17 protein-coding genes are annotated in these 17,408 nt (G+C 67.9%); 13 read left to right on the forward strand and 4 right to left on the reverse strand.

Features of this window, described 5'->3' with window-relative positions; translation table 11 throughout:
* Nucleotides 1–33: 33 nt before the first annotated feature.
* The gene (locus ABW16_RS14800) at nt 34–885 is read right to left on the reverse strand and encodes an NAD-dependent protein deacetylase (RefSeq protein WP_047319942.1); all 852 of its coding nucleotides are present in this window, start codon (nt 883–885) and stop codon (nt 34–36) included.
* 4 nt (nt 886–889) lie between these two features.
* On the reverse strand, nt 890–1,429 hold the full coding sequence (locus ABW16_RS14805; protein ID WP_047320012.1) for a cysteine hydrolase family protein: 540 nt from the start codon (nt 1,427–1,429) through the stop codon (nt 890–892).
* 57 nt (nt 1,430–1,486) lie between these two features.
* On the opposite strand from ABW16_RS14805, the gene ABW16_RS14810 reads away from it, so the two are divergent.
* From ABW16_RS14810 to ABW16_RS14820, 3 genes are read left to right on the forward strand one after another with little or no spacing between them, the layout of a single operon-like run.
* Entirely contained in the window at nt 1,487–3,541 is a 2,055-nt protein-coding gene (locus tag ABW16_RS14810) for an NAD(+) synthase (RefSeq protein WP_047319943.1), read from the forward strand.
* Nucleotides 3,542–3,556: 15 nt separating this feature from the next.
* Nucleotides 3,557–4,300 carry a class I SAM-dependent methyltransferase gene (locus ABW16_RS14815; RefSeq protein ID WP_047319944.1) on the forward strand — a complete coding sequence of 248 codons (744 nt, stop codon included), beginning with the start codon at nt 3,557–3,559 and terminating at the stop codon, nt 4,298–4,300.
* A 21-nt stretch (nt 4,301–4,321) separates the two neighbouring features.
* Nucleotides 4,322–4,717, forward strand: coding sequence for a tautomerase family protein (locus ABW16_RS14820; RefSeq protein WP_047319945.1), 396 nt, complete (start codon nt 4,322–4,324; stop codon nt 4,715–4,717).
* Here ABW16_RS14820 and ABW16_RS14825 read toward each other — a convergent pair.
* On the reverse strand, nt 4,701–5,561 hold the full coding sequence (locus ABW16_RS14825; RefSeq protein ID WP_167344290.1) for a ribokinase: 861 nt from the start codon (nt 5,559–5,561) through the stop codon (nt 4,701–4,703). The two genes, ABW16_RS14820 and ABW16_RS14825, sit on opposite strands and share 17 nt — an antisense overlap.
* Before the next feature lie 84 nt (nt 5,562–5,645).
* On the opposite strand from ABW16_RS14825, the gene ABW16_RS14830 reads away from it, so the two are divergent.
* The 5 genes from ABW16_RS14830 to ABW16_RS14850 are packed head-to-tail and all read left to right on the forward strand — an operon-like array spanning nt 5,646 to nt 12,876.
* Complete coding sequence (locus tag ABW16_RS14830; protein ID WP_052956926.1) at nt 5,646–7,817, forward strand: adenylate/guanylate cyclase domain-containing protein; 2,172 nt, start codon at nt 5,646–5,648, stop codon at nt 7,815–7,817.
* Nucleotides 7,814–9,202: a mechanosensitive ion channel family protein gene (locus ABW16_RS14835; protein WP_047319946.1), complete on the forward strand. Its 1,389-nt coding sequence runs from the start codon at nt 7,814–7,816 to the stop codon at nt 9,200–9,202. The genes ABW16_RS14830 and ABW16_RS14835 overlap by 4 nt, the downstream gene beginning before the upstream one ends.
* 27 nt (nt 9,203–9,229) lie before the next feature.
* On the forward strand, nt 9,230–10,492 hold the full coding sequence (locus tag ABW16_RS14840) for a glutamate-5-semialdehyde dehydrogenase (RefSeq protein ID WP_047319947.1): 1,263 nt from the start codon (nt 9,230–9,232) through the stop codon (nt 10,490–10,492).
* Between the two features lie 25 nt (nt 10,493–10,517).
* Entirely contained in the window at nt 10,518–11,426 is a 909-nt protein-coding gene (locus ABW16_RS14845; RefSeq protein WP_047319948.1) for an AAA family ATPase, read from the forward strand.
* A gap of 7 nt (nt 11,427–11,433) precedes the next feature.
* The gene (locus ABW16_RS14850) at nt 11,434–12,876 is read left to right on the forward strand and encodes a vWA domain-containing protein (protein ID WP_109519613.1); all 1,443 of its coding nucleotides are present in this window, start codon (nt 11,434–11,436) and stop codon (nt 12,874–12,876) included.
* Nucleotides 12,877–12,904: 28 nt separating this feature from the next.
* Here the strand turns inward: ABW16_RS14850 and ABW16_RS14855 are convergent, their stop codons facing one another.
* Complete coding sequence (locus ABW16_RS14855; RefSeq protein ID WP_412178211.1) at nt 12,905–13,957, reverse strand: class I SAM-dependent methyltransferase; 1,053 nt, start codon at nt 13,955–13,957, stop codon at nt 12,905–12,907.
* Between the two features lie 162 nt (nt 13,958–14,119).
* Between ABW16_RS14855 and nadD the strand changes: the two genes are divergently transcribed.
* From nadD to ABW16_RS14880, 5 genes are read left to right on the forward strand one after another with little or no spacing between them, the layout of a single operon-like run.
* Nucleotides 14,120–14,746, forward strand: coding sequence for a nicotinate-nucleotide adenylyltransferase (gene nadD / locus ABW16_RS14860; protein ID WP_109519616.1), 627 nt, complete (start codon nt 14,120–14,122; stop codon nt 14,744–14,746).
* Nucleotides 14,743–15,138 (forward strand): ribosome silencing factor, encoded by a 396-nt coding sequence (rsfS, locus tag ABW16_RS14865; protein ID WP_047319951.1) that lies wholly within the window; start codon nt 14,743–14,745, stop codon nt 15,136–15,138. The genes nadD and rsfS overlap by 4 nt, the downstream gene beginning before the upstream one ends.
* Nucleotides 15,135–15,815: a glucosyl-3-phosphoglycerate phosphatase gene (gene gpgP, locus ABW16_RS14870; RefSeq protein ID WP_047319952.1), complete on the forward strand. Its 681-nt coding sequence runs from the start codon at nt 15,135–15,137 to the stop codon at nt 15,813–15,815. Before rsfS ends, gpgP begins: the two co-directional genes overlap by 4 nt.
* The gene (gene octT, locus ABW16_RS14875) at nt 15,805–16,554 is read left to right on the forward strand and encodes a diglucosylglycerate octanoyltransferase (protein WP_047319953.1); all 750 of its coding nucleotides are present in this window, start codon (nt 15,805–15,807) and stop codon (nt 16,552–16,554) included. The genes gpgP and octT overlap by 11 nt, the downstream gene beginning before the upstream one ends.
* A gap of 7 nt (nt 16,555–16,561) precedes the next feature.
* Nucleotides 16,562–17,404, forward strand: a complete 843-nt coding sequence (locus tag ABW16_RS14880) for a DegV family protein (protein ID WP_047319954.1) — start codon at nt 16,562–16,564, stop codon at nt 17,402–17,404.
* Nucleotides 17,405–17,408 lie beyond the last annotated feature (4 nt).

A 17,408-nucleotide genomic window follows, 5' to 3' on the forward strand; every position in this document is an offset into this window, starting at 1 on the left:
ATCGTGCCGGATTTCGCAGCGATTTACCGACGATTACCGCGACGAAATCTCGCTGGCCAACTCCGACGCCAACAGCGCCAGCACCGGCGAACAACCGCCGTCGATCTTGACGGCGGCCAACTCGTCGCTGCGGGTGGGCCCACGGTTGACGATCGCGACCGGGACGCCGCGCGCCGCCGCATGGCGGACAAACCGGTAGCCGGAGAACACCGTCAGCGACGAACCCGCCACCAGCAATGCCTCGGCATCATCGACCATCGAATAAGCTTGAGCAACACGTACTTTGGGGACACTTTCGCCGAAATAGACGATGTCGGGCTTAAGAATCCCGCCGCAGTGCCGGCAGTCGACGAAGCGGAAGGACGCGGTATCGGTGACGACGGCGTCCGCATCGGGCGCCACGGCGATGCCGCTGAGCTTCTCCGCCCGGTCGATGAACCCCGGGTTGAGCTCCTGCAGCTGCTCGGCCAGCGACGCCCGGCTCAACGACTGCCCGCAGGCCAAACAGATCACCGTCGCAAAGCTGCCGTGCAGGTCCACCACGTGCCGGCTTCCCGCTTTGGTGTGCAGCAGGTCGACGTTCTGGGTGATCACTCCGGTCACCACGCCGGCTTCTTCCAGTGCGGCCAGCGCCAAATGCCCGGTGTTGGGCGCGGTGTCGGCCATGTGGCGCCAGCCGACGTGGTTGCGGGCCCAGTACCGCTGACGAAACACCGGGTCGCTGGTGAACTGGGCGATGGTCATCGGGTTGCTCGGCGGGGAGTCCGGGCCGCGATAGTCCGGAATGCCCGAATCGGTGGAGATGCCGGCACCGGTGAGCACCGCGACCCGCCGCCCAGCCAGCAGCGTCAGCAGGTCGCAGACCGTCGACTCGCCTCCGCCCATCTGATCAGCGTAGGCACTCGGCGGCGGTTGATCGCTCGGCAGCCATATTGCGGCACATCATCTCCAGCGCGGCGGCGCCCAGTCCGGGGTCGATGTGGGCGACGGCATCGACCGGTATCACCACCGGGAGGTGGCGGACGTAGGCGTCCAGGGCGGTGTAGAGGATGCATTGCTCGGTGACCTGCCCGGTCAGGATCAACCGCCGGGTGCCGAGCCGACGGAGCAGGTACTCCAGTGGAGTGGAGTAGAAGGCGCTGTGTCGCACCTTGGTCATCATCCGATCGCCGGCCACGGGGATGATCGGGCGAACCAGTTCGGGTCTCGTACCGTTCAGCGCCGATCCGACGATCTGGGCGAATCCGGCGGTGAAGTCGCCGTAGTTGTCGTTGACGTAGATCAGGTCGACATCGTCGTCGGTCCGGCTGCGTTCCACCAGGTCGGCCAGTGGTTCGACGATCTGGGCGACGTTGCCGGCCAGTTGTTCTGCGTCGAGGTGGCGGTAGGCGTTGAGCATGTCGACGACGACCACCGCGGTATCGGTCATGCCCCTGGTGATACCCGAAAGCTGCATGTTGACACCGTCCGGGCAACAATGGGAGCAATGGAGCATTCTGGGGACTTCTACAACGCCTACCGGCACGGGTTCGCGCGGGTTGCCGCCTGCACGCACCGCACCACCCTTGCCGACCCGGCCGCCAACGCCGAGTCGGTGCTGCGGCTGGCACGCGAATGCCACGACGACGGCGTCGTTCTGGCCGTCTTCCCCGAACTCGCGCTGTCGGGATACTCGATTGACGACATCGTGCAGCAGGACAGCCTGCTCGGTGCCGTCGAGGCGGCACTGCTCGACGTGGTCGCGGCGTCGACGGAGCTACTGCCGGTCCTGGTGGTGGGGGCACCGCTGCGCTATGTACATCGCGTCTACAACACCGCGGTCGTCATCCACCGCGGGCGCATCCTGGGGGTGGCCCCGAAGTCCTACCTGCCCACCTACCGGGAGTTCTACGAGGGCCGTCAGTTGGCTGCCGGCGCCGACGAACGCGGACTGATCCGGCTGGGCGGGGTCGAGGTCCCGTTCGGGCCGGACCTGCTGTTCGCCGCGACGGACCTGCCCGGGTTCGTGCTGCACGCCGAGGTGTGCGAGGACATGTTCGTGCCGGTGCCGCCCAGCGCCCAGGCCGCGTTGGCCGGCGCGACGGTGCTGGCCAACCTGTCTGGCAGCCCGATCACCGTCGGACGTGCCGAAGACCGCAGCCTGTTGGCCCGGTCAGCCTCGGCGCGATGCCTGGCCGCCTACGTCTACGCCGCTGCCGGAGAAGGAGAGTCGACCACCGACCTCGCCTGGGACGGCCAGACCATGATCTGGGAGAACGGCACGCTGCTCGACGAAAGCGAACGGTTTCCCAGCGGCCCGCGCCGATCGGTTGCCGACGTCGACCTCGGGCTGCTGCGCTCGGAGCGGTTGCGAATGGGCACGTTCGACGACAATCGCCGCCACCAGCGTGATGCGGTGCAGGGGTTCCGGCGGGTGGAGTTCCTTCTGGACCCGCCGGCCGGGGACATCGGTTTGCGGCGGGTGGTTGAACGATTCCCGTTTGTGCCGTCGAATCCGCAGCGACTGCAACAGGATTGCTACGAGGCCTACAACATTCAAGTATCCGGTCTGGAGCAGCGGCTGCGTGCGCTGAACTATCCCAAGGTCGTGATCGGGGTGTCGGGGGGCCTGGATTCGACCCACGCCCTGATCGTTGCGGCGCGGGCGATGGACCGGGAAAACCGGCCGCGCAGTGACATTCTGGCGTTCACCCTGCCCGGCTTTGCCACCGGTGAGCGCACCAAGGCCAACGCCGCCGCGCTGAGCAAGGCGCTGGGGGTGACCTTCGCAGAGATCGACATCCGCGAGACGGCGAAGCTGATGCTCGGCGAGCTCGGGCACCCGTTCGCCCGCGGTGAAGCCGTCTATGACATCACGTTCGAAAACGTACAGGCGGGCCTGCGCACCGACTACCTGTTCCGGATCGCCAACCAGCGCGGCGGCATCGTGCTGGGTACCGGTGATCTGTCGGAGTTGGCCCTGGGCTGGTCCACCTACGGGGTGGGCGATCAGATGTCGCACTACAACGTCAACGGCGGAGTGCCCAAAACGCTGATCCAGCACCTGATCCGGTGGGTGATCAACTCCGGCGAGTTCGACACCGATGTGTGCGCGGTACTGGCCTCGGTGCTCAACACCGAGATCAGTCCAGAGCTGGTCCCGGCGACGGACGGCGAGGAGCTTCAGCGCAGCGAGGACAAGGTGGGCCCGTACTCGCTGCAGGACTTCGCACTGTTTCAGGCGCTGCGCTACGGTTTCACGCCCGCCAAGACCGCGTTCTTGGCCTGGCATGCCTGGCATGACGTGGAAGTGGGCTCCTGGCCGCCGGGGTATCCGGCGGACAAACGGCAGGCCTATTCGCTGGCGGAAATTCGGCACTGGCTGAAAGTCTTTGTGCAGCGGTTCTATTCGTTCAGTCAATTCAAGCGCTCAGCGCTGCCGAACGGGCCCAAGGTGTCTCACGGCGGTTCGCTGTCACCGCGGGGGGAATGGCGGGCCCCGTCGGACATGTCGGCGCGGATCTGGCTCGACGAGATCGAACGGGAGATTCCGCAGGAGTAGACAGGAGCACCGAGGATGGCCGAAATTCGAAGGTTTCCGTTGTCACCGGCGTTGCAGCGGGCCATGACGTTGCTCAGCGATCCACCGTCGGACCCGCAGGTCAGCCGGGGTTATCTCGACCTGCTCGACGGCGCGGGGGAGGTGGTCGCGCAGCAGAACACCGGTGCCATCCAAAAGCTGTGGGCCTCATCGTTCGGGTCGATGTTCTACGACAATGCCCAAGCGCTGGCCCGCCGACTGCTCGAAGCCTGGCAGCACCCGATCGACTGGCTGGAGGTCCCCGCCGGCGGGGTGGCGCTGGACGTCGGCTGCGGGCCGGGCAGTATCACCGCCTCACTGGCCCAGGCCGTCGGCCCCGACGGTTTGGCCCTGGGTATCGATGTCTCAGAACCGATGCTCGCCCGGGCGGTACGGGTGCAGGCGGGCTCCCAGGCCGGCTTCCTGCGCGCTGATGCGCAGCGACTCCCGCTGCGCGAGAAGACCGTTGATGCTGTCGTCTCGATCGCCGTGCTGCAGCTGATCCCCGATCCGGCGGCCGCGTTGGGTGAGATGGCGCGGGTGCTCAAGCCGGGCGGGCGCATCGCACTGATGGTGCCCACCGCCGGGTCGGCCTCGCGGTTGTGGCAGCTGCTGCCCAAAGCCGGTGCACGGGTGTTCGACGACGACGAGATCGCAGACACCCTCGAACGCGAAGGTTTCACCAGCGTGCGGGTCAAGAACTTCGGCACCATCCAGTGGGTGCGGGCCAAGCGGGACTGATCATCTGGCAGTCTGGGAATCATGCCCACTGTCCTGATCGAGGTCCGCCGCCGCTACGAGCCGGCCGAGGAAGTCGCGATCATCGATGCCGTCCACGGCGCGCTGGTGACCGCGTTCCAGACCCCGGCCACGGACAAGAACGTGCGGTTGGTCGTCCATGAGCCGCACCGGTTCGCGGTTCCGGAGCAGCTCGCAAAGCCCGAGTACCGCACGCTGATCTCGATCGACTGCTTCTCCGGCCGGTCCCTGGAGGCCAAGCGGCGGCTGTATGCCGGGATCGTCGAAAACCTTGCCGCGCTGGGTATTCCCGCTGACCACGTGATGATCACCCTGCACGAGGTGGATCGGGACAACTGGGGCATCCGGGGCGGGCAGGCCGCATCCGACGTCGACCTGGGGCTCAACGTCCGGGTGTGAACGCCTCCAGTGCCGCGCTGATCGCTTCGGCGCTCGGGGCGCAGTCGCCGGCGCCGGCCACCAGCGTTGCCAACGCCCCTGCCACGCAGGCGCGTTGCAGGGCGTGTTCGATCCCGCCGGCCCACTCGGTCGCCAGCACACCGGCGAAGACGTCGCCCGCGCCGGTACTGTCGACCGCTTGCACCACCGGAGACGGCACGGTTCGCGTGCCGCCGGACCCGCGGTAGCGGGCACCATGCGCGCCGAGCGTGACCACTCGGTGCGGCACCTGGTGGTGGAACCGGGCGGATTCGGTCTCGTTGAGCACCGCGACGTCGATCAGCCCGGCGAGCTCGGCAACGTCACCGCCGGGCGGGGACACGTTGAGGATCACCGTCGCCCCGCTCGCGTGGGCCAGCTCGGCGGCCGCGGTGGCCACCGGGATGGGAATCTCCAACTGCATCAGCAGCACGTCGCAGTCGGCGATCAGATTGCGCTGGCCGGAATCCAGCGCCCACGCGCCGTTGGCGCCGGGGGCCACCACGATGGTGTTCTCCCCGGACGGGTCCACCGTGATGACCGCCGAGCCGCTGGGCCCGGGCATCGTCGTCAGGCCCTCGGTCCCCACACCGTTGTCGTGCAGGTGTCGGCGCAGCAGCAGCCCGGCTTCGTCGTCACCGACCGCGCCCACGAATTGCACCCGTGCCCCCGCTCGGGCCGCGGCCACCGCCTGGTTGGCGCCTTTCCCACCGGGATGGGTGCTTTGTGCCGCGGCCAGCACCGTCTCGCCCGGGGCGGGAAGCGCGGCGACGGCGAAGACGGTATCGGTGTTCACGCTGCCCACCACGCACACCCGCGTCGCCATGGGTTTCAGCTTCGCATTCGCGACCGCGGAATGTCGTGCATCCCCTAGGGTGAGAACCCATCCGACAACGAAGGGAGCCGCCGAGTGGACTCGGCACCGTCGACAGTGACCACGGCGAACGATGAGCGCCTGTACCGGCGGCTGGCGGCCCGGCTCAGCATCAAAACCAAGCTGATGATCATTCTGCTGCTGACCAGCATCGCTTCGGTCGCAGTCGTTGGATTCGTCGAGTTTCAATATGGCGCACAGGAATTGCAGCGGGCGGCGACCAACAAGCTGGTGCAGGCCCGCGAGTTGCAGCGTCGCGCGGTCACCGGCTTGTTCGTCGACATGTCCAATGTCCTGGCGGTTGTCAGCGGGGGAGTGACCGCGGCTACCGCACTCCAGGCGTTCAGCGCGGGATTCGACGAACTCGCCCATGCTCCGGTCACGCCCGAACAGCAGCGGACGATCACGGCCTACTACCGGGACAACTTCACCAAGGCCTTGACCGAACGGACCGGCGAGCAAGCGGACGTCGCCGCGTTTCTGCCCACCTCGAACGCGCAGCGCTACCTGCAGGCCCACTACACCGCGGGTTTCGCCGGGGACGCCAAGAAGCTCGACGACGCCGGTGACGGCAGTGCGTGGTCGGCGGCAAACGCCCAGTTCAACGACGTTTTTGCCCAGATCGTCCAGCTCAACGGGTACCAGGATGCGTTGCTGTTGGACACCCGAGGCAACGTGGTCTACTCGGTCAACAAGGGTGTGGACCTGGGCACGAACCTGCTGACCGGCCCCTACCGCGAATCCGGCCTGCGTGACGCCTTCCGCAAAGCGCTGGCAGCCAACGCGGTCAACTTCGTCTGGATCACCGATTTCCAGCCGTACCAACCCAACTTGGACACGCCCACGGCCTGGCTGGTGTCACCCGTCGGCACCAAGGGCACGGTCGAGGGCGTGATGGCCTTGGCGCTGCCCAGCGCGAAGGTCACCCGGATCATGACCGCCGACCGCGACTGGGATGCCGCCGGGCTGGGACACACCGCCGAGACCTACCTGGCCGGTCCGGACGACCTGATGCGCTCCGATTCACGTCTTTTCCTGGAGGACCCCGAGCGCTACCGCCGCGAAGCGGTGGCGGCGGGAACCGCCGAGGCGACGGTGGACCGCGCGGTGCGGTTGGGGACCACCGCCCTGGTGCAGCCGGTCGGCGGACCGGGCCTGCAGGCCGCGCAGCGTGGCCAGTCCGGAACGCTCACCACCGGATACGACTATCTGGGCAAACGAGAGCTGACCGCGTACGCGCCGCTGACCGTGCCCAACTCGGACCTGCAGTGGTCGATCCTGGCCACGAGGGAGTACTCCGACGCCTACTCCGGCGTCACCTCCTTCAGCAGGAGAGTGGTGCTGGCCACCACCGGGGTCATCTTCGCGATCTGTGTGCTGGCGATGCTGCTTGCCCGACTCTTCCTGCAACCGATCCGGCGGCTGCAGACCGCCGCCCAGCGGATCAGCGGCGGCGACTACAGCGCCGTGGTACCGGCCCGGACGGCCGATGAGATCGGCGATCTCACCAAGGCGTTCAACGACATGAGCCACAGCCTCCGCACCAAGGAGGAGTTGCTCAACCAGCAGCGCAAGCAGAACGACGAGCTGCTGTTGTCGCTGATGCCCGAGTCGCTGGTGCGGCGCTACCGCGGGGGCGAGCAGGCCATCGCCGATGCGCACCACAACGTCACCGTCATCTACGCCGAGCTGCAGGGGATCGATCAACTGTCCTCCGAAGTGTCCGCGAGCGAATTGGTGACGATCGTCGACGACTTGGTGCGACAGTTCGACGCGGCGGCCGAAGGCGTTGGAGTCGAACGAATCCGGACCATGTACAACGGCTATCTCGCGGGCTGTGGCTTGACCACCCCGCGGCTGGACGGTGTGCACCGAATTGTCGAATTCGCCAGCGAGATGCAGCGCATCGTCGATCGGTTCGCCATCAAATCCGGCTACCGGCTGAGCCTGTGGGCCGGAGTCAACACCGGCGAGGTCGTCAGCGGTCTGGTGGGCCGATCCGGTGTCACCTATGACCTGTGGGGCTCTGCGGTCAACCTCGCCTACCAGTTGCGCAGGAACACACCGGAATCCGGCATCTACGTCACCGCGGCGGTGCGCGACATGCTCGGTGATGTCGCGGAGTTCGCCCCGGCCGGAACTGTGACGATCGGTGACGCCCAGGAACCGGCCTGGAGATTGGCCTCGAGATTGTCCGAGGCGCCGTGAACGCCTTCGGGCCGTGGCTGTACTGGGCGATCGGGGTTGCCGTCGGGCTTCCCGCTGGCCTGGTGCTGCTCACCGAAGGGCATGGGGCGCTGGCGCGCCGAGGCAGCCACCTGGCTCGGCCGGTGGCGCTGGCGCGGAATTACCTGCTGCCGCTGGGCGCATTGATGGTGCTGCTGGCGGAGGTGGCCGGCGTACCCGAACACGATCCGACGCTGCGGGTCATCTACACCGCGTTCGGCTTCGTGCTGCTGGTGTTGCTGCTGTCGGTGCTCGACGTCACCTTCTTCCAGAGCGCCCCGAAAGATTCGTGGCGGGGCCGGATACCGACCATCTTCATCGATGTCGCCCGATTCCTGCTGATCGGTGTGGGCCTGGCGCTGACGCTGTCCCTCGTGTGGGGCGCCAAGATCGGCGGCCTGTTCACCGCGCTGGGCGTGACATCGGTGGTCATCGGCCTGATGCTGCAGAACTCGGTCGGCCAGATCGTTTCGGGTCTGTTCATGCTCTTCGAGCAGCCGTTCCGGATCGGCGACTGGCTGTCCACCCCCACCGCCCACGGCCGGGTCGTCGAAGTGAACTGGCGCGCAGTGCACATCAGCACCGCCGACGGACTGCAGGTGACGCCGAACTCGGTGCTGGCCGGCACCTCATTCACCAACATCAGCCGATCCAGCGGTGCGCACCGGGTGTCGATCACCACCACGTTTGCCGTCGGCGATCCGCCAGATCTGGTGTGCGCGTTGTTGTCGCGTGTTGCCACCGCGCTGCCGATGCGAACCACCGGCGCGGCACCGGATTCGGCGGCGTTGGGTAGCGGCCAATACCGCACCGTCATTGCGGTCGATTCACCGAGCGACGACAGTGCGGCGCAGGCCACCTTCTTACGGTGGCTCTGGTACGCCTCCCGACGGGAGGGACTGCACCTTGACGGTGCGCAGGACGACTTCTGTACACCGGAACGGGTGGCCGAGGCGCTGCGGACCGTGGTGGCACCCGCCCTGCGACTGACCGACGCCGATCAGCATGCCCTGGTGCCCTACGCCAGGGTGGTCCGCTACGGCACGGGCGAACCGCTGCAACAGGCGGGTCAGGTACCGACCGCGATGACATTTCTGACGGACGGCAGCGTCCTGATGAGCGGGGAGGATCCGGCCGAGCCAGGCGCCACGCTGCGCCACGGTGCGTTTCTCGGGGTCACCACACTGACCCGCCAATCCAGCCAGTTCGACGCGCGCGCACTGGAAGAAGTGACCGCGGTGGTCATCGACCGCGAGCACATCGAGGATCTGGTGATGGCCAAGCCGCTGTTGCTGCAGGAACTGGGCCGGATCATCGACCAGCGGCGCCCCGCGGCGCCATCAACACAGCGGGGCCGTTTTACCTGATCGGGCGTTCGCCGATACTCTGGCACGATGAGCGTCCCCGTGCTTCCCGACCTGCGCCAAGAGGTCCACGACGCCGCCCGTCGCGCAAGGGTCGCCTCGCGTTCCCTGACGGCATTGTCCACCGCGGCCAAGAACAGTGCGCTGAACGCCGCGGCCGACGCCTTGCTGGCCCACGCTGACGACATCCTGGCCGCCAATGAACGCGACGTTGCCGCCGCCCGTGCCGCCGGCACTCCCGAGGCCATGCTGGACCGGCTGGCGCTGTCCAAGGCCCGCGTCGACGGTATCGCCGCCGGACTGCGCCAGGTCGCCGGCCTGCCCGACCCGGTGGGCGAGGTACTGCGCGGCTACACCCTGCCCAACGGACTGCTGCTGCGTCAGCAGCGCGTCCCCCTGGGCGTGGTGGGCATGGTCTACGAAGGCCGGCCCAACGTCACCGTCGACGCATTCGGGTTGACGCTGAAGTCCGGCAACGCCGCGCTGCTGCGTGGCAGTTCGTCGGCGGCCCACTCCAACCAGGCTCTGGTCGACGTGCTGCGCGGCGCTTTGGTGGATGAGGACCTGCCCGCCGACGCGGTGCAGCTGCTGTCGTCGGCCGACCGGGCCACCGTCACCCACCTGATCCAGGCCCGCGGACTGGTCGACGTGGTGATCCCGCGCGGCGGGGCCGGGCTGATCGAAGCCGTCGTGCGCGACGCGTTGGTGCCCACCATCGAGACCGGGGTCGGCAACTGCCACGTCTATGTCCATGAGGCCGCCGACCTCGACATCGCCGAACAAGTGCTGTTGAACTCCAAGACCCGTCGGCCCAGCGTCTGCAACGCCGCCGAGACCCTCCTGGTCGACAAGGCCATCGCCGCGTCCGCAGTGCCCCGGCTGGTGGACGCATTGACCGCCGCTGGAGTTGCGGTGCACGACTGCACCGGGCAGGCCGACGACGCCGCTGCCGAGGAAGACTTGCGTCGCGAATACCTGGCGATGGACATCGCGCTCTCGGTGGTCGACGGCCTCGAGGACGCGATCGACCACATCAACGAGTACGGCACCGGCCACACCGAGGCCATCGTCACCACCAACATGGCCGCCGCCCAGCGATTCAGCGAGCTGGTCGACGCCGCCGCGGTAATGGTCAACGCTTCCACGGCCTTCACCGACGGCGAGCAGTTCGGCTTCGGCGCCGAGATCGGCATCTCCACCCAGAAACTGCACGCCCGGGGCCCGATGGGGCTGCCGGAGCTGACGTCGACCAAATGGATCGTGTGGGGTGACGGCCACACCCGTCCCGTCTAAGGCGCCTCGAAGGAGCAACATCCGCATGGAAAAGCCTGCCATCCCCGCCACCCCGGCCCGCCAGGCGCCGCTGTTCTCCGACATCGACGACGTCGCTCGCCGGCTGGCCGAGACCGGATACCTGGCGGACACCGCCACCACCACGGCGGTGTTCCTGGCCGATCGACTGGGCAAACCCCTGCTGGTGGAGGGCCCGGCCGGGGTCGGCAAGACCGAACTGGCCCGCGCGGTGGCCGCGGCCACCGGTTCCGGGCTGGTGCGGCTGCAGTGCTATGAGGGCGTCGACGAGGCCCGGGCGCTCTACGAGTGGAATCACGCCAAGCAGATACTCCGTATTCAGTCCGGCAACACTGCCGGTCCGGGCGGTGACTGGGACGCCACCAAGATGGACGTGTTCTCCGAGGAGTTCCTGCTGTCACGTCCGCTGCTGACCGCGATCCGGCGCACCGACCCGACCGTGCTGCTGATCGACGAGACTGACAAGGCCGACATCGAAATCGAGGGCCTGCTGCTGGAGGTGCTCTCCGACTTCGCGGTCACCGTTCCGGAACTGGGTACGATCACCGCGACGCGCACCCCGTTCACGCTGTTGACCTCCAACGCCACCCGGGAACTGTCCGAAGCGCTCAAGCGCCGCTGCCTGTTCCTGCACATCGACTTCCCCGATCCGGACCTGGAACGCCGCATTCTGCTGTCGCGAGTACCCGAGTTGCCCGAGCACCTGGCCGCCGAGTTGGTGCGCATCATCGGGGTGCTGCGCGGCATGCAGCTCAAGAAGCTGCCGTCGGTGGCCGAGACCATCGACTGGGGCCGCACCATCTTGGCTCTGGGCATGGACACCATCGACGACGCCACCGTCGCAGCCACCCTGGGCGTCGTGCTCAAGCACCAGTCCGATCAGGTGCGGGCATCCGGAGAGCTACGACTGAACTGATGGTCCGCTGATGGTTCGCCGTATCCGCCCACCGCAACCCCTTGCCCCGCACGGGATTCCGGGACACCTGGTGGGGTTCGTGGAAGCGCTGCGCGGGCAGGGGATTTCGGTGGGCCCGTCGGAGACCGTTGACGCCGGACGGGTGCTGACGGCGATCGGGCTCGACGACCGGGAGGTGCTGCGGGAAGGGCTGGCCTGCGCGGTGCTGCGCCGGCCCGATCACCGCGACACCTATGACGCCATGTTCGATCTGTGGTTCCCCGCCGCGCTGGGCGGGCGCACGGTGGTCGTCGACGGCGACGAGCAGCCGGCCGACGACGTGCCGCTGCCGGAGGACGCCGAGGACATGCGGGCGATGCTGGTCGATCTGTTGACCGCGAACCCCGATCTGGCCGACACCGATCCCCGATTGTCGGCGATGATCGCCGCGATCGTCGGCGCCTACGGGCAATACCGCTCCAGTCGCGGCCCGTCCTACTCGGCCTACCAGGCGCTCAAAGCGCTGGCGCTCGACGAGTTGGAAGGCAAGCTGCTGGCCGGGCTGCTCGCGCCCTACGGTGACGAACCCAGCCCCACCCAGGAACAGATCGCCAAGGCGATGGCCGCGCAGCGGATCGCTGCGCTGCGCAAGCTCGTCGACGCCGAGACCAAGCGGCGCACCGCTGAACAGTTGGGGCGCGAACACGTGCAGATGTACGGCATCCCGCAGCTGAGCGAGAACGTCGAGTTCCTCCGTGCGTCCGGCGAACAGTTGCGCCAGATGCGCCGGGTGGTGGCGCCGCTGGCCCGCACCCTGGCAACCCGGCTGGCCGCACGCCGGCGACGTTCCCGTGCCGGCACCATCGATCTGCGCAAGACCCTGCGCAAGTCGATGTCGACCGGCGGGGTGCCGATCGACGTGGTGCTGCGCAAACCGCGTCCCGCCCGGCCCGAACTGGTGGTGTTGTGCGATGTGTCCGGCTCGGTCGCCGGGTTCAGTCACTTCACCTTGCTACTGGTTCACGCTCTGCGCCAACAGTTTTCGAGAGTCCGGGTGTTTGCGTTCATCGACACCACCGACGAGGTGACGCACCTGTTCGGACCGGATGCCGACCTGGCGGTGGCCATCCAGCGGATCACCCGGGAGTCCGGGGTCTATACCCGCGACGGCCATTCCGACTACGGCAACGCGTTCGTCTCGTTCGCCGAGAACTATCCGAACGTGGTGTCTCCGCGCAGCGCGCTGCTGGTGCTCGGCGACGGTCGAACCAACTACCGAAACCCCGGTGTGGAGGTGCTGTCGCATCTGGTGACCGCCAGCCGGCATGCGCACTGGCTCAACCCCGAGCCCCGGCATCTGTGGGGCAGTGGGGATTCCGCGGTACCGCGCTACAGCGACGTGATCCCGATGCACGAATGCCGCTCGGCCAAACAGCTGGCATCGGTGATCGACCAGCTGCTGCCGGTGTAGCCCGTTGGCGCTAGCCGTCCGCAGAGGTTCAGTACGTCCGCTGGTAGACCAGCCAGCGCAACTCCATCGGGCTTTCCTCCCGCGTGGTGCGGAACGCGTCCTGCCCGCTGATCCATTCGATGTACCAGCTGGTGGGTGGCCAGCCGCCCTCGGGCAGGTGCGCCTTCTCGTAGTCATGGACGGACTCGTCGGAGAGCAGCTGCAGGGGTAGGCCGGCCGACGCGGCCGACATTTCGTCGCGGGTGTACAGACCCGAGTACACCTGCTGGCAGAATTCGCGGGCTGCGGCGTCGGGCTCGTAGCCGTCGTGCGCCAGGAAGCTGTTGAACACCAGTCGCCCGCCGGGAGCCAGGCATCGGGCGGCGAGCTCGAACAGGCTGCGTAGCTCTGCGGTGCCCCGGAAATCGGTCAACACCTCAGAAAGCACCATCATCTGGTAGTCGTCGCGCAGGTCATCGGCGTCTTCGAACACGTCCCGGACGATGACTCGCACGTCCAAGGATTCCGCCGCTGCGTCGGTCGTGAGCATCTCGGCGAACTTCGGGGTCATCTCGACGACGTCGACCGGATGTCCGCGACGCGCCAGCGCCAGGGCGTTGCGGCCGGTGCCCCCACCGATCTCGAGCACCGGATGGGAGGCCGGATCGCCGGCCTCGCAGGCGAGGTGCCAGACCTTCGCGTCGGGTTCAGTGCCGAACAGCGGTGGTTTGCGCGTGTCCAGCCAGGCGGCGTATGCCTCAGCGACGGAACTCCACTGGGCGCGCACCGTGTAGTTCAGGGTGGGACCGATCGGGGCGTTGTAGGAGATGATGATGTGCGAGCGCAACGAGTGCGCGTAGGCCTCAGCCAGTTGGCCTTCCAACACTTCTCTGAGCCGGTCGAGCTCGTCATCGCTGAAGGGCTTACCCAGGCCCGCGAACACGGCCGAGCACATCGTCACGTATTCCTCCAGCATGCTCGGCATGGCTGGAAGCCTGATGTCGCCGCTGATCTGGGCACGGGTGTAAAAGCGCTTCACCATGGCGTCCTGGGCCGCCTGGGCGCGATCAAGTGAACTCAACGGAAAATCTTCCACAGACATCTTCTACACGATTGGCATCCGCTTCGCGGCAGCAACGGGGGGTTGCTTTCTCCGACGAGCGTACGCCGTAGCGGAAAGCCGCTCGGCGTTGCCCGGCTCCACCGTCGACGAACGGCGCCACCAGTGCGCTCGCGCCGGCGAGGACCCCAAGTAAGCTGGCCTATCGTGCGAAAACGGCGGCTGGGAGTCATGGGTGGGACGTTCGATCCCATCCATCATGGCCACCTGGTCGCCGCCAGCGAGGTCGCCGATCTGTTCGGGCTCGACGAGGTGGTGTTCGTGCCCACGGGCCAGCCGTGGCTCAAGGAGCGCCGCGTCACCGCCGCGGAGGACCGCTACCTGATGACGGTGATCGCCACTGCGTCGAACCCGCGGTTCTCGGTGAGCCGGGCTGATATCGATCGCGGCGGCCCCACCTACACCAAGGACACCCTGCGTGACCTGCACGAACAGAACCCCGATGCCGAGCTCTACTTCATCACCGGCGCAGACGCGCTGGCCACCATTCTGTCCTGGCAGGATTGGCCGGAGATGTTCGAGATGGCGCGGTTCGTCGGGGTGAGCCGGCCCGGCTACGAGCTGAACGGCGACCATCTCGCTGATGCGCTCGGCTCCCTGCCACCGCAGGCGTTGACGCTGGTCGAAGTGCCGGCGCTGGCGATTTCATCGACCGATTGCCGCCGGCGTGCGGCAGAATCCCGCCCGATCTGGTACCTGGTACCCGACGGTGTGGTCCAGTACGTGTCCAAGCGCCGCCTCTACCAACCGACCCCCGGAGACCCACAATGACCGCGACACCCGAGGCCGTGCGGATGGCCACCGTGGCGGCCGGCGCCGCCGCGAACAAGCTGGCCGACGACGTCGTCGTCATCGACGTCTCCGCGCAACTGGTCATCACCGACTGCTTCGTGATCGCCTCGGCGTCCAATGAGCGCCAGGTCAACGCGATCGTCGACGAGGTCGAGGACAAGATGCGCCTGGCCGGCTACAAGCCGGCGCGCCGCGAGGGCACCCGCGAGGGGCGCTGGACCCTGCTGGACTACGTCGACATCGTCGTGCACATCCAGCACCAGGATGAGCGGGACTTCTATGCGCTGGACCGGCTGTGGAAGGACTGCCCGCTGGTGCCGGTGGACTTAGCGGACTCAGCCGGTGAGTCGGCGCCGGAGGATGCGTCGTGAGGATCCGCAGGCTGATTCTGCTGCGTCACGGCCAGACCGAGTTCAACGCCGGCAGCCGGATGCAGGGCCAGCTGGACACGGTGCTGAGCGATCTGGGCCGCGCGCAGGCGGAGGCGGCGGCGGAGGTGCTGCGCAAGCGGCACCCGTTGCTGATCGTGTCCTCGGACCTGTGGCGCGCCTACGACACCGCCACCGTGCTGGCCGAGCACAACGGGTTGCCGGTCCGGGTGGACACCCGGCTGCGGGAAACCCATCTGGGGGACTGGCAGGGGCTGACCCACGAAGAGGTCGACGCCGCCGCACCGGGAGCCCGGTCGGCGTGGCGCGACGACGCCCGATGGGCGCCCCACGGCGGCGAGAGCCGGATCGACGTGGCCGAGCGCAGCGTTCCGCTGGTGCGTGAGCTGGTGGCCGGGGAACCGGACTGGGGCGGAGCCGATCACGCCGATCAGCCGGTGGTGCTGGTCGCCCACGGCGGGTTGATCGCCGCGCTGACCGCGGCGTTGCTGCGGCTGCCGGTCGAGAACTGGCCGGTGCTGGGCGGTATGGCCAACGCCAGCTGGACCCAGCTCAGCGGATACTCCGACGGCCCGGATCCCGACGACGACTTCGCCGACGTGCGGTGGCGTCTCGACGTCTGGAACGCCTCAGCACAGGTGGCCAGTGATGTCCTCTGAATCGCGGACGCCCGCACAAGCCCGTCCCACGCTGCTGGTCTTCGCCGACTCGCTGTCCTACTACGGGCCCACCGGCGGCTTGCCCGCCGACGACCCGCGGATCTGGCCGAACATCGTTGCCAGCCAGCTGGACTGGGATGTCGAACTGATCGGCCGGATCGGCTGGACCAGCCGGGACGTCTGGTGGGCGTCCACCCAGGACCCGCGTGCCTGGGCCGCCCTGCCCCGCGCCGGCGCGGTCATCTTCGCCACCAGCGGGATGGACTCATTGCCGTCGGTGTGGCCGACGGCGCTGCGCGAGTTGATCCGCTATGTACGGCCGTCCTGGCTGCGTCGCTGGGTCCGCGACGGTTACGGCTGGCTGCAGCCCCGCTTTTCGCCGGTGGCTCGGGCGGCGCTGCCGCCGCACCTCACCGTCGAGTATCTCGAAATGACTAGGGGGGCCATCGATTTCAACCGGCCCGGAATCCCCATTGTGGCCTCGCTGCCGTCGGTACACATCGCCGATACGTATGGCCGCGCCCACCAGGGACGGGAGCCCACGGTGCGGGCCATCACGGCCTGGTCGCGGGAACACGACGTCCCCCTGGTGGACCTGAAGGCCGCGGTAGCCGATGAAGTCATGAGCGGGCGCGCAAATCCCGACGGCATCCACTGGAACTTCGAAGCGCACCGGGCGGTCGCCGACCTGATGCTCAAAGCCCTCAGCGAGGCCGGCGTTCCCGGGCCCTCGGTGTGACCCGCCGATGAGCGTCGTCGTCGTCACCGATTCCTCGGCGTGCCTGCCCGTCGAGATGCGTGACCGGTGGGGCATCCGCACGGTGCCGCTGCACATCCTGCTCGACGGGGCCGACCTGCGCGACGGTGTCGACGAGGTGCCCGCGGACATCTATGCGCGTGAGCGCGTCACCACCTCCGGGGCCGGTCCCGAGGAACTGGCAGAGGCCTACCGGAACGCGCTTGCCTACAGCGCCGGCTCCGGAGTGGTGGCGGTGCACATCTCTTCGGCGTTGTCCGGGACTTTCGGCACCGCCGAGCAGGTGGCCGGCAAGATCGGCCCCGGCGTGCGGGTGATCGACTCGAAGTCGGCGGCGATGGGCACCGGATTCGCGGTCTTGGCCGCTGCCCGAGCGGCCGCCGGCGGTGCCGACCTGCAAGGAGTTGCCGCCGCGGCGGACGCCGCCGTGCAACGTGGGCACGCCTACATGGTGGTGCAGCGGCTGGACAACCTGCGGCGCAGCGGCCGGATCGGCAGCGCGGCGGCCTGGCTGGGCACCGCCCTGTCCCTGAAGCCGCTGCTGGCGGTGGAAGAGGGAAAACTCGTTCTGGCGCAGCGTATCCGCACCGTCAGCAAGGCCGTCGCGTCGATGATCGACCGGGTCTGTGATGTGGTCGGAGATCGCCCTGCGGCGCTGGCGGTGCATCACGTCGCCAATCTGCAGGGGGCCCAAGACGTGGCGGGTGCGCTGGCGGAGCGGTTGCCGGGCTGCGAGCCCGCGGTGATCACCAGCCTGTGCCCGACGTTGGCCCTGCATGTGGGGGCCGGCGCGGTCGCGGTGTGTGTCGATGTCGACCCGGGTGGGGTCTGATCGG

This window comes from Mycolicibacter heraklionensis, assembly GCF_001021505.1.
GTDB classification, from domain to species: domain Bacteria; phylum Actinomycetota; class Actinomycetes; order Mycobacteriales; family Mycobacteriaceae; genus Mycobacterium; species Mycobacterium heraklionense.

Coding starts and splice junctions, on each gene's coding strand:
- ABW16_RS14820 (WP_047319945.1), top strand. CDS start 4,322: ATGCCCACTGTCCTGATCGAGGTCCGCCGCCGCTACGAGCCGGCCGAG.
- ABW16_RS14815 (WP_047319944.1), top strand. CDS start 3,557: ATGGCCGAAATTCGAAGGTTTCCGTTGTCACCGGCGTTGCAGCGGGCC.
- ABW16_RS14800 (WP_047319942.1), bottom strand. CDS start 885: ATGGGCGGAGGCGAGTCGACGGTCTGCGACCTGCTGACGCTGCTGGCT.
- ABW16_RS14845 (WP_047319948.1), top strand. CDS start 10,518: ATGGAAAAGCCTGCCATCCCCGCCACCCCGGCCCGCCAGGCGCCGCTG.
- ABW16_RS14805 (WP_047320012.1), bottom strand. CDS start 1,429: ATGACCGATACCGCGGTGGTCGTCGTCGACATGCTCAACGCCTACCGC.
- ABW16_RS14880 (WP_047319954.1), top strand. CDS start 16,562: ATGAGCGTCGTCGTCGTCACCGATTCCTCGGCGTGCCTGCCCGTCGAG.
- ABW16_RS14810 (WP_047319943.1), top strand. CDS start 1,487: ATGGAGCATTCTGGGGACTTCTACAACGCCTACCGGCACGGGTTCGCG.
- ABW16_RS14840 (WP_047319947.1), top strand. CDS start 9,230: ATGAGCGTCCCCGTGCTTCCCGACCTGCGCCAAGAGGTCCACGACGCC.
- octT (WP_047319953.1), top strand. CDS start 15,805: ATGTCCTCTGAATCGCGGACGCCCGCACAAGCCCGTCCCACGCTGCTG.
- ABW16_RS14825 (WP_167344290.1), bottom strand. CDS start 5,561: ATGGCGACGCGGGTGTGCGTGGTGGGCAGCGTGAACACCGATACCGTC.
- rsfS (WP_047319951.1), top strand. CDS start 14,743: ATGACCGCGACACCCGAGGCCGTGCGGATGGCCACCGTGGCGGCCGGC.
- ABW16_RS14855 (WP_412178211.1), bottom strand. CDS start 13,957: ATGTCTGTGGAAGATTTTCCGTTGAGTTCACTTGATCGCGCCCAGGCG.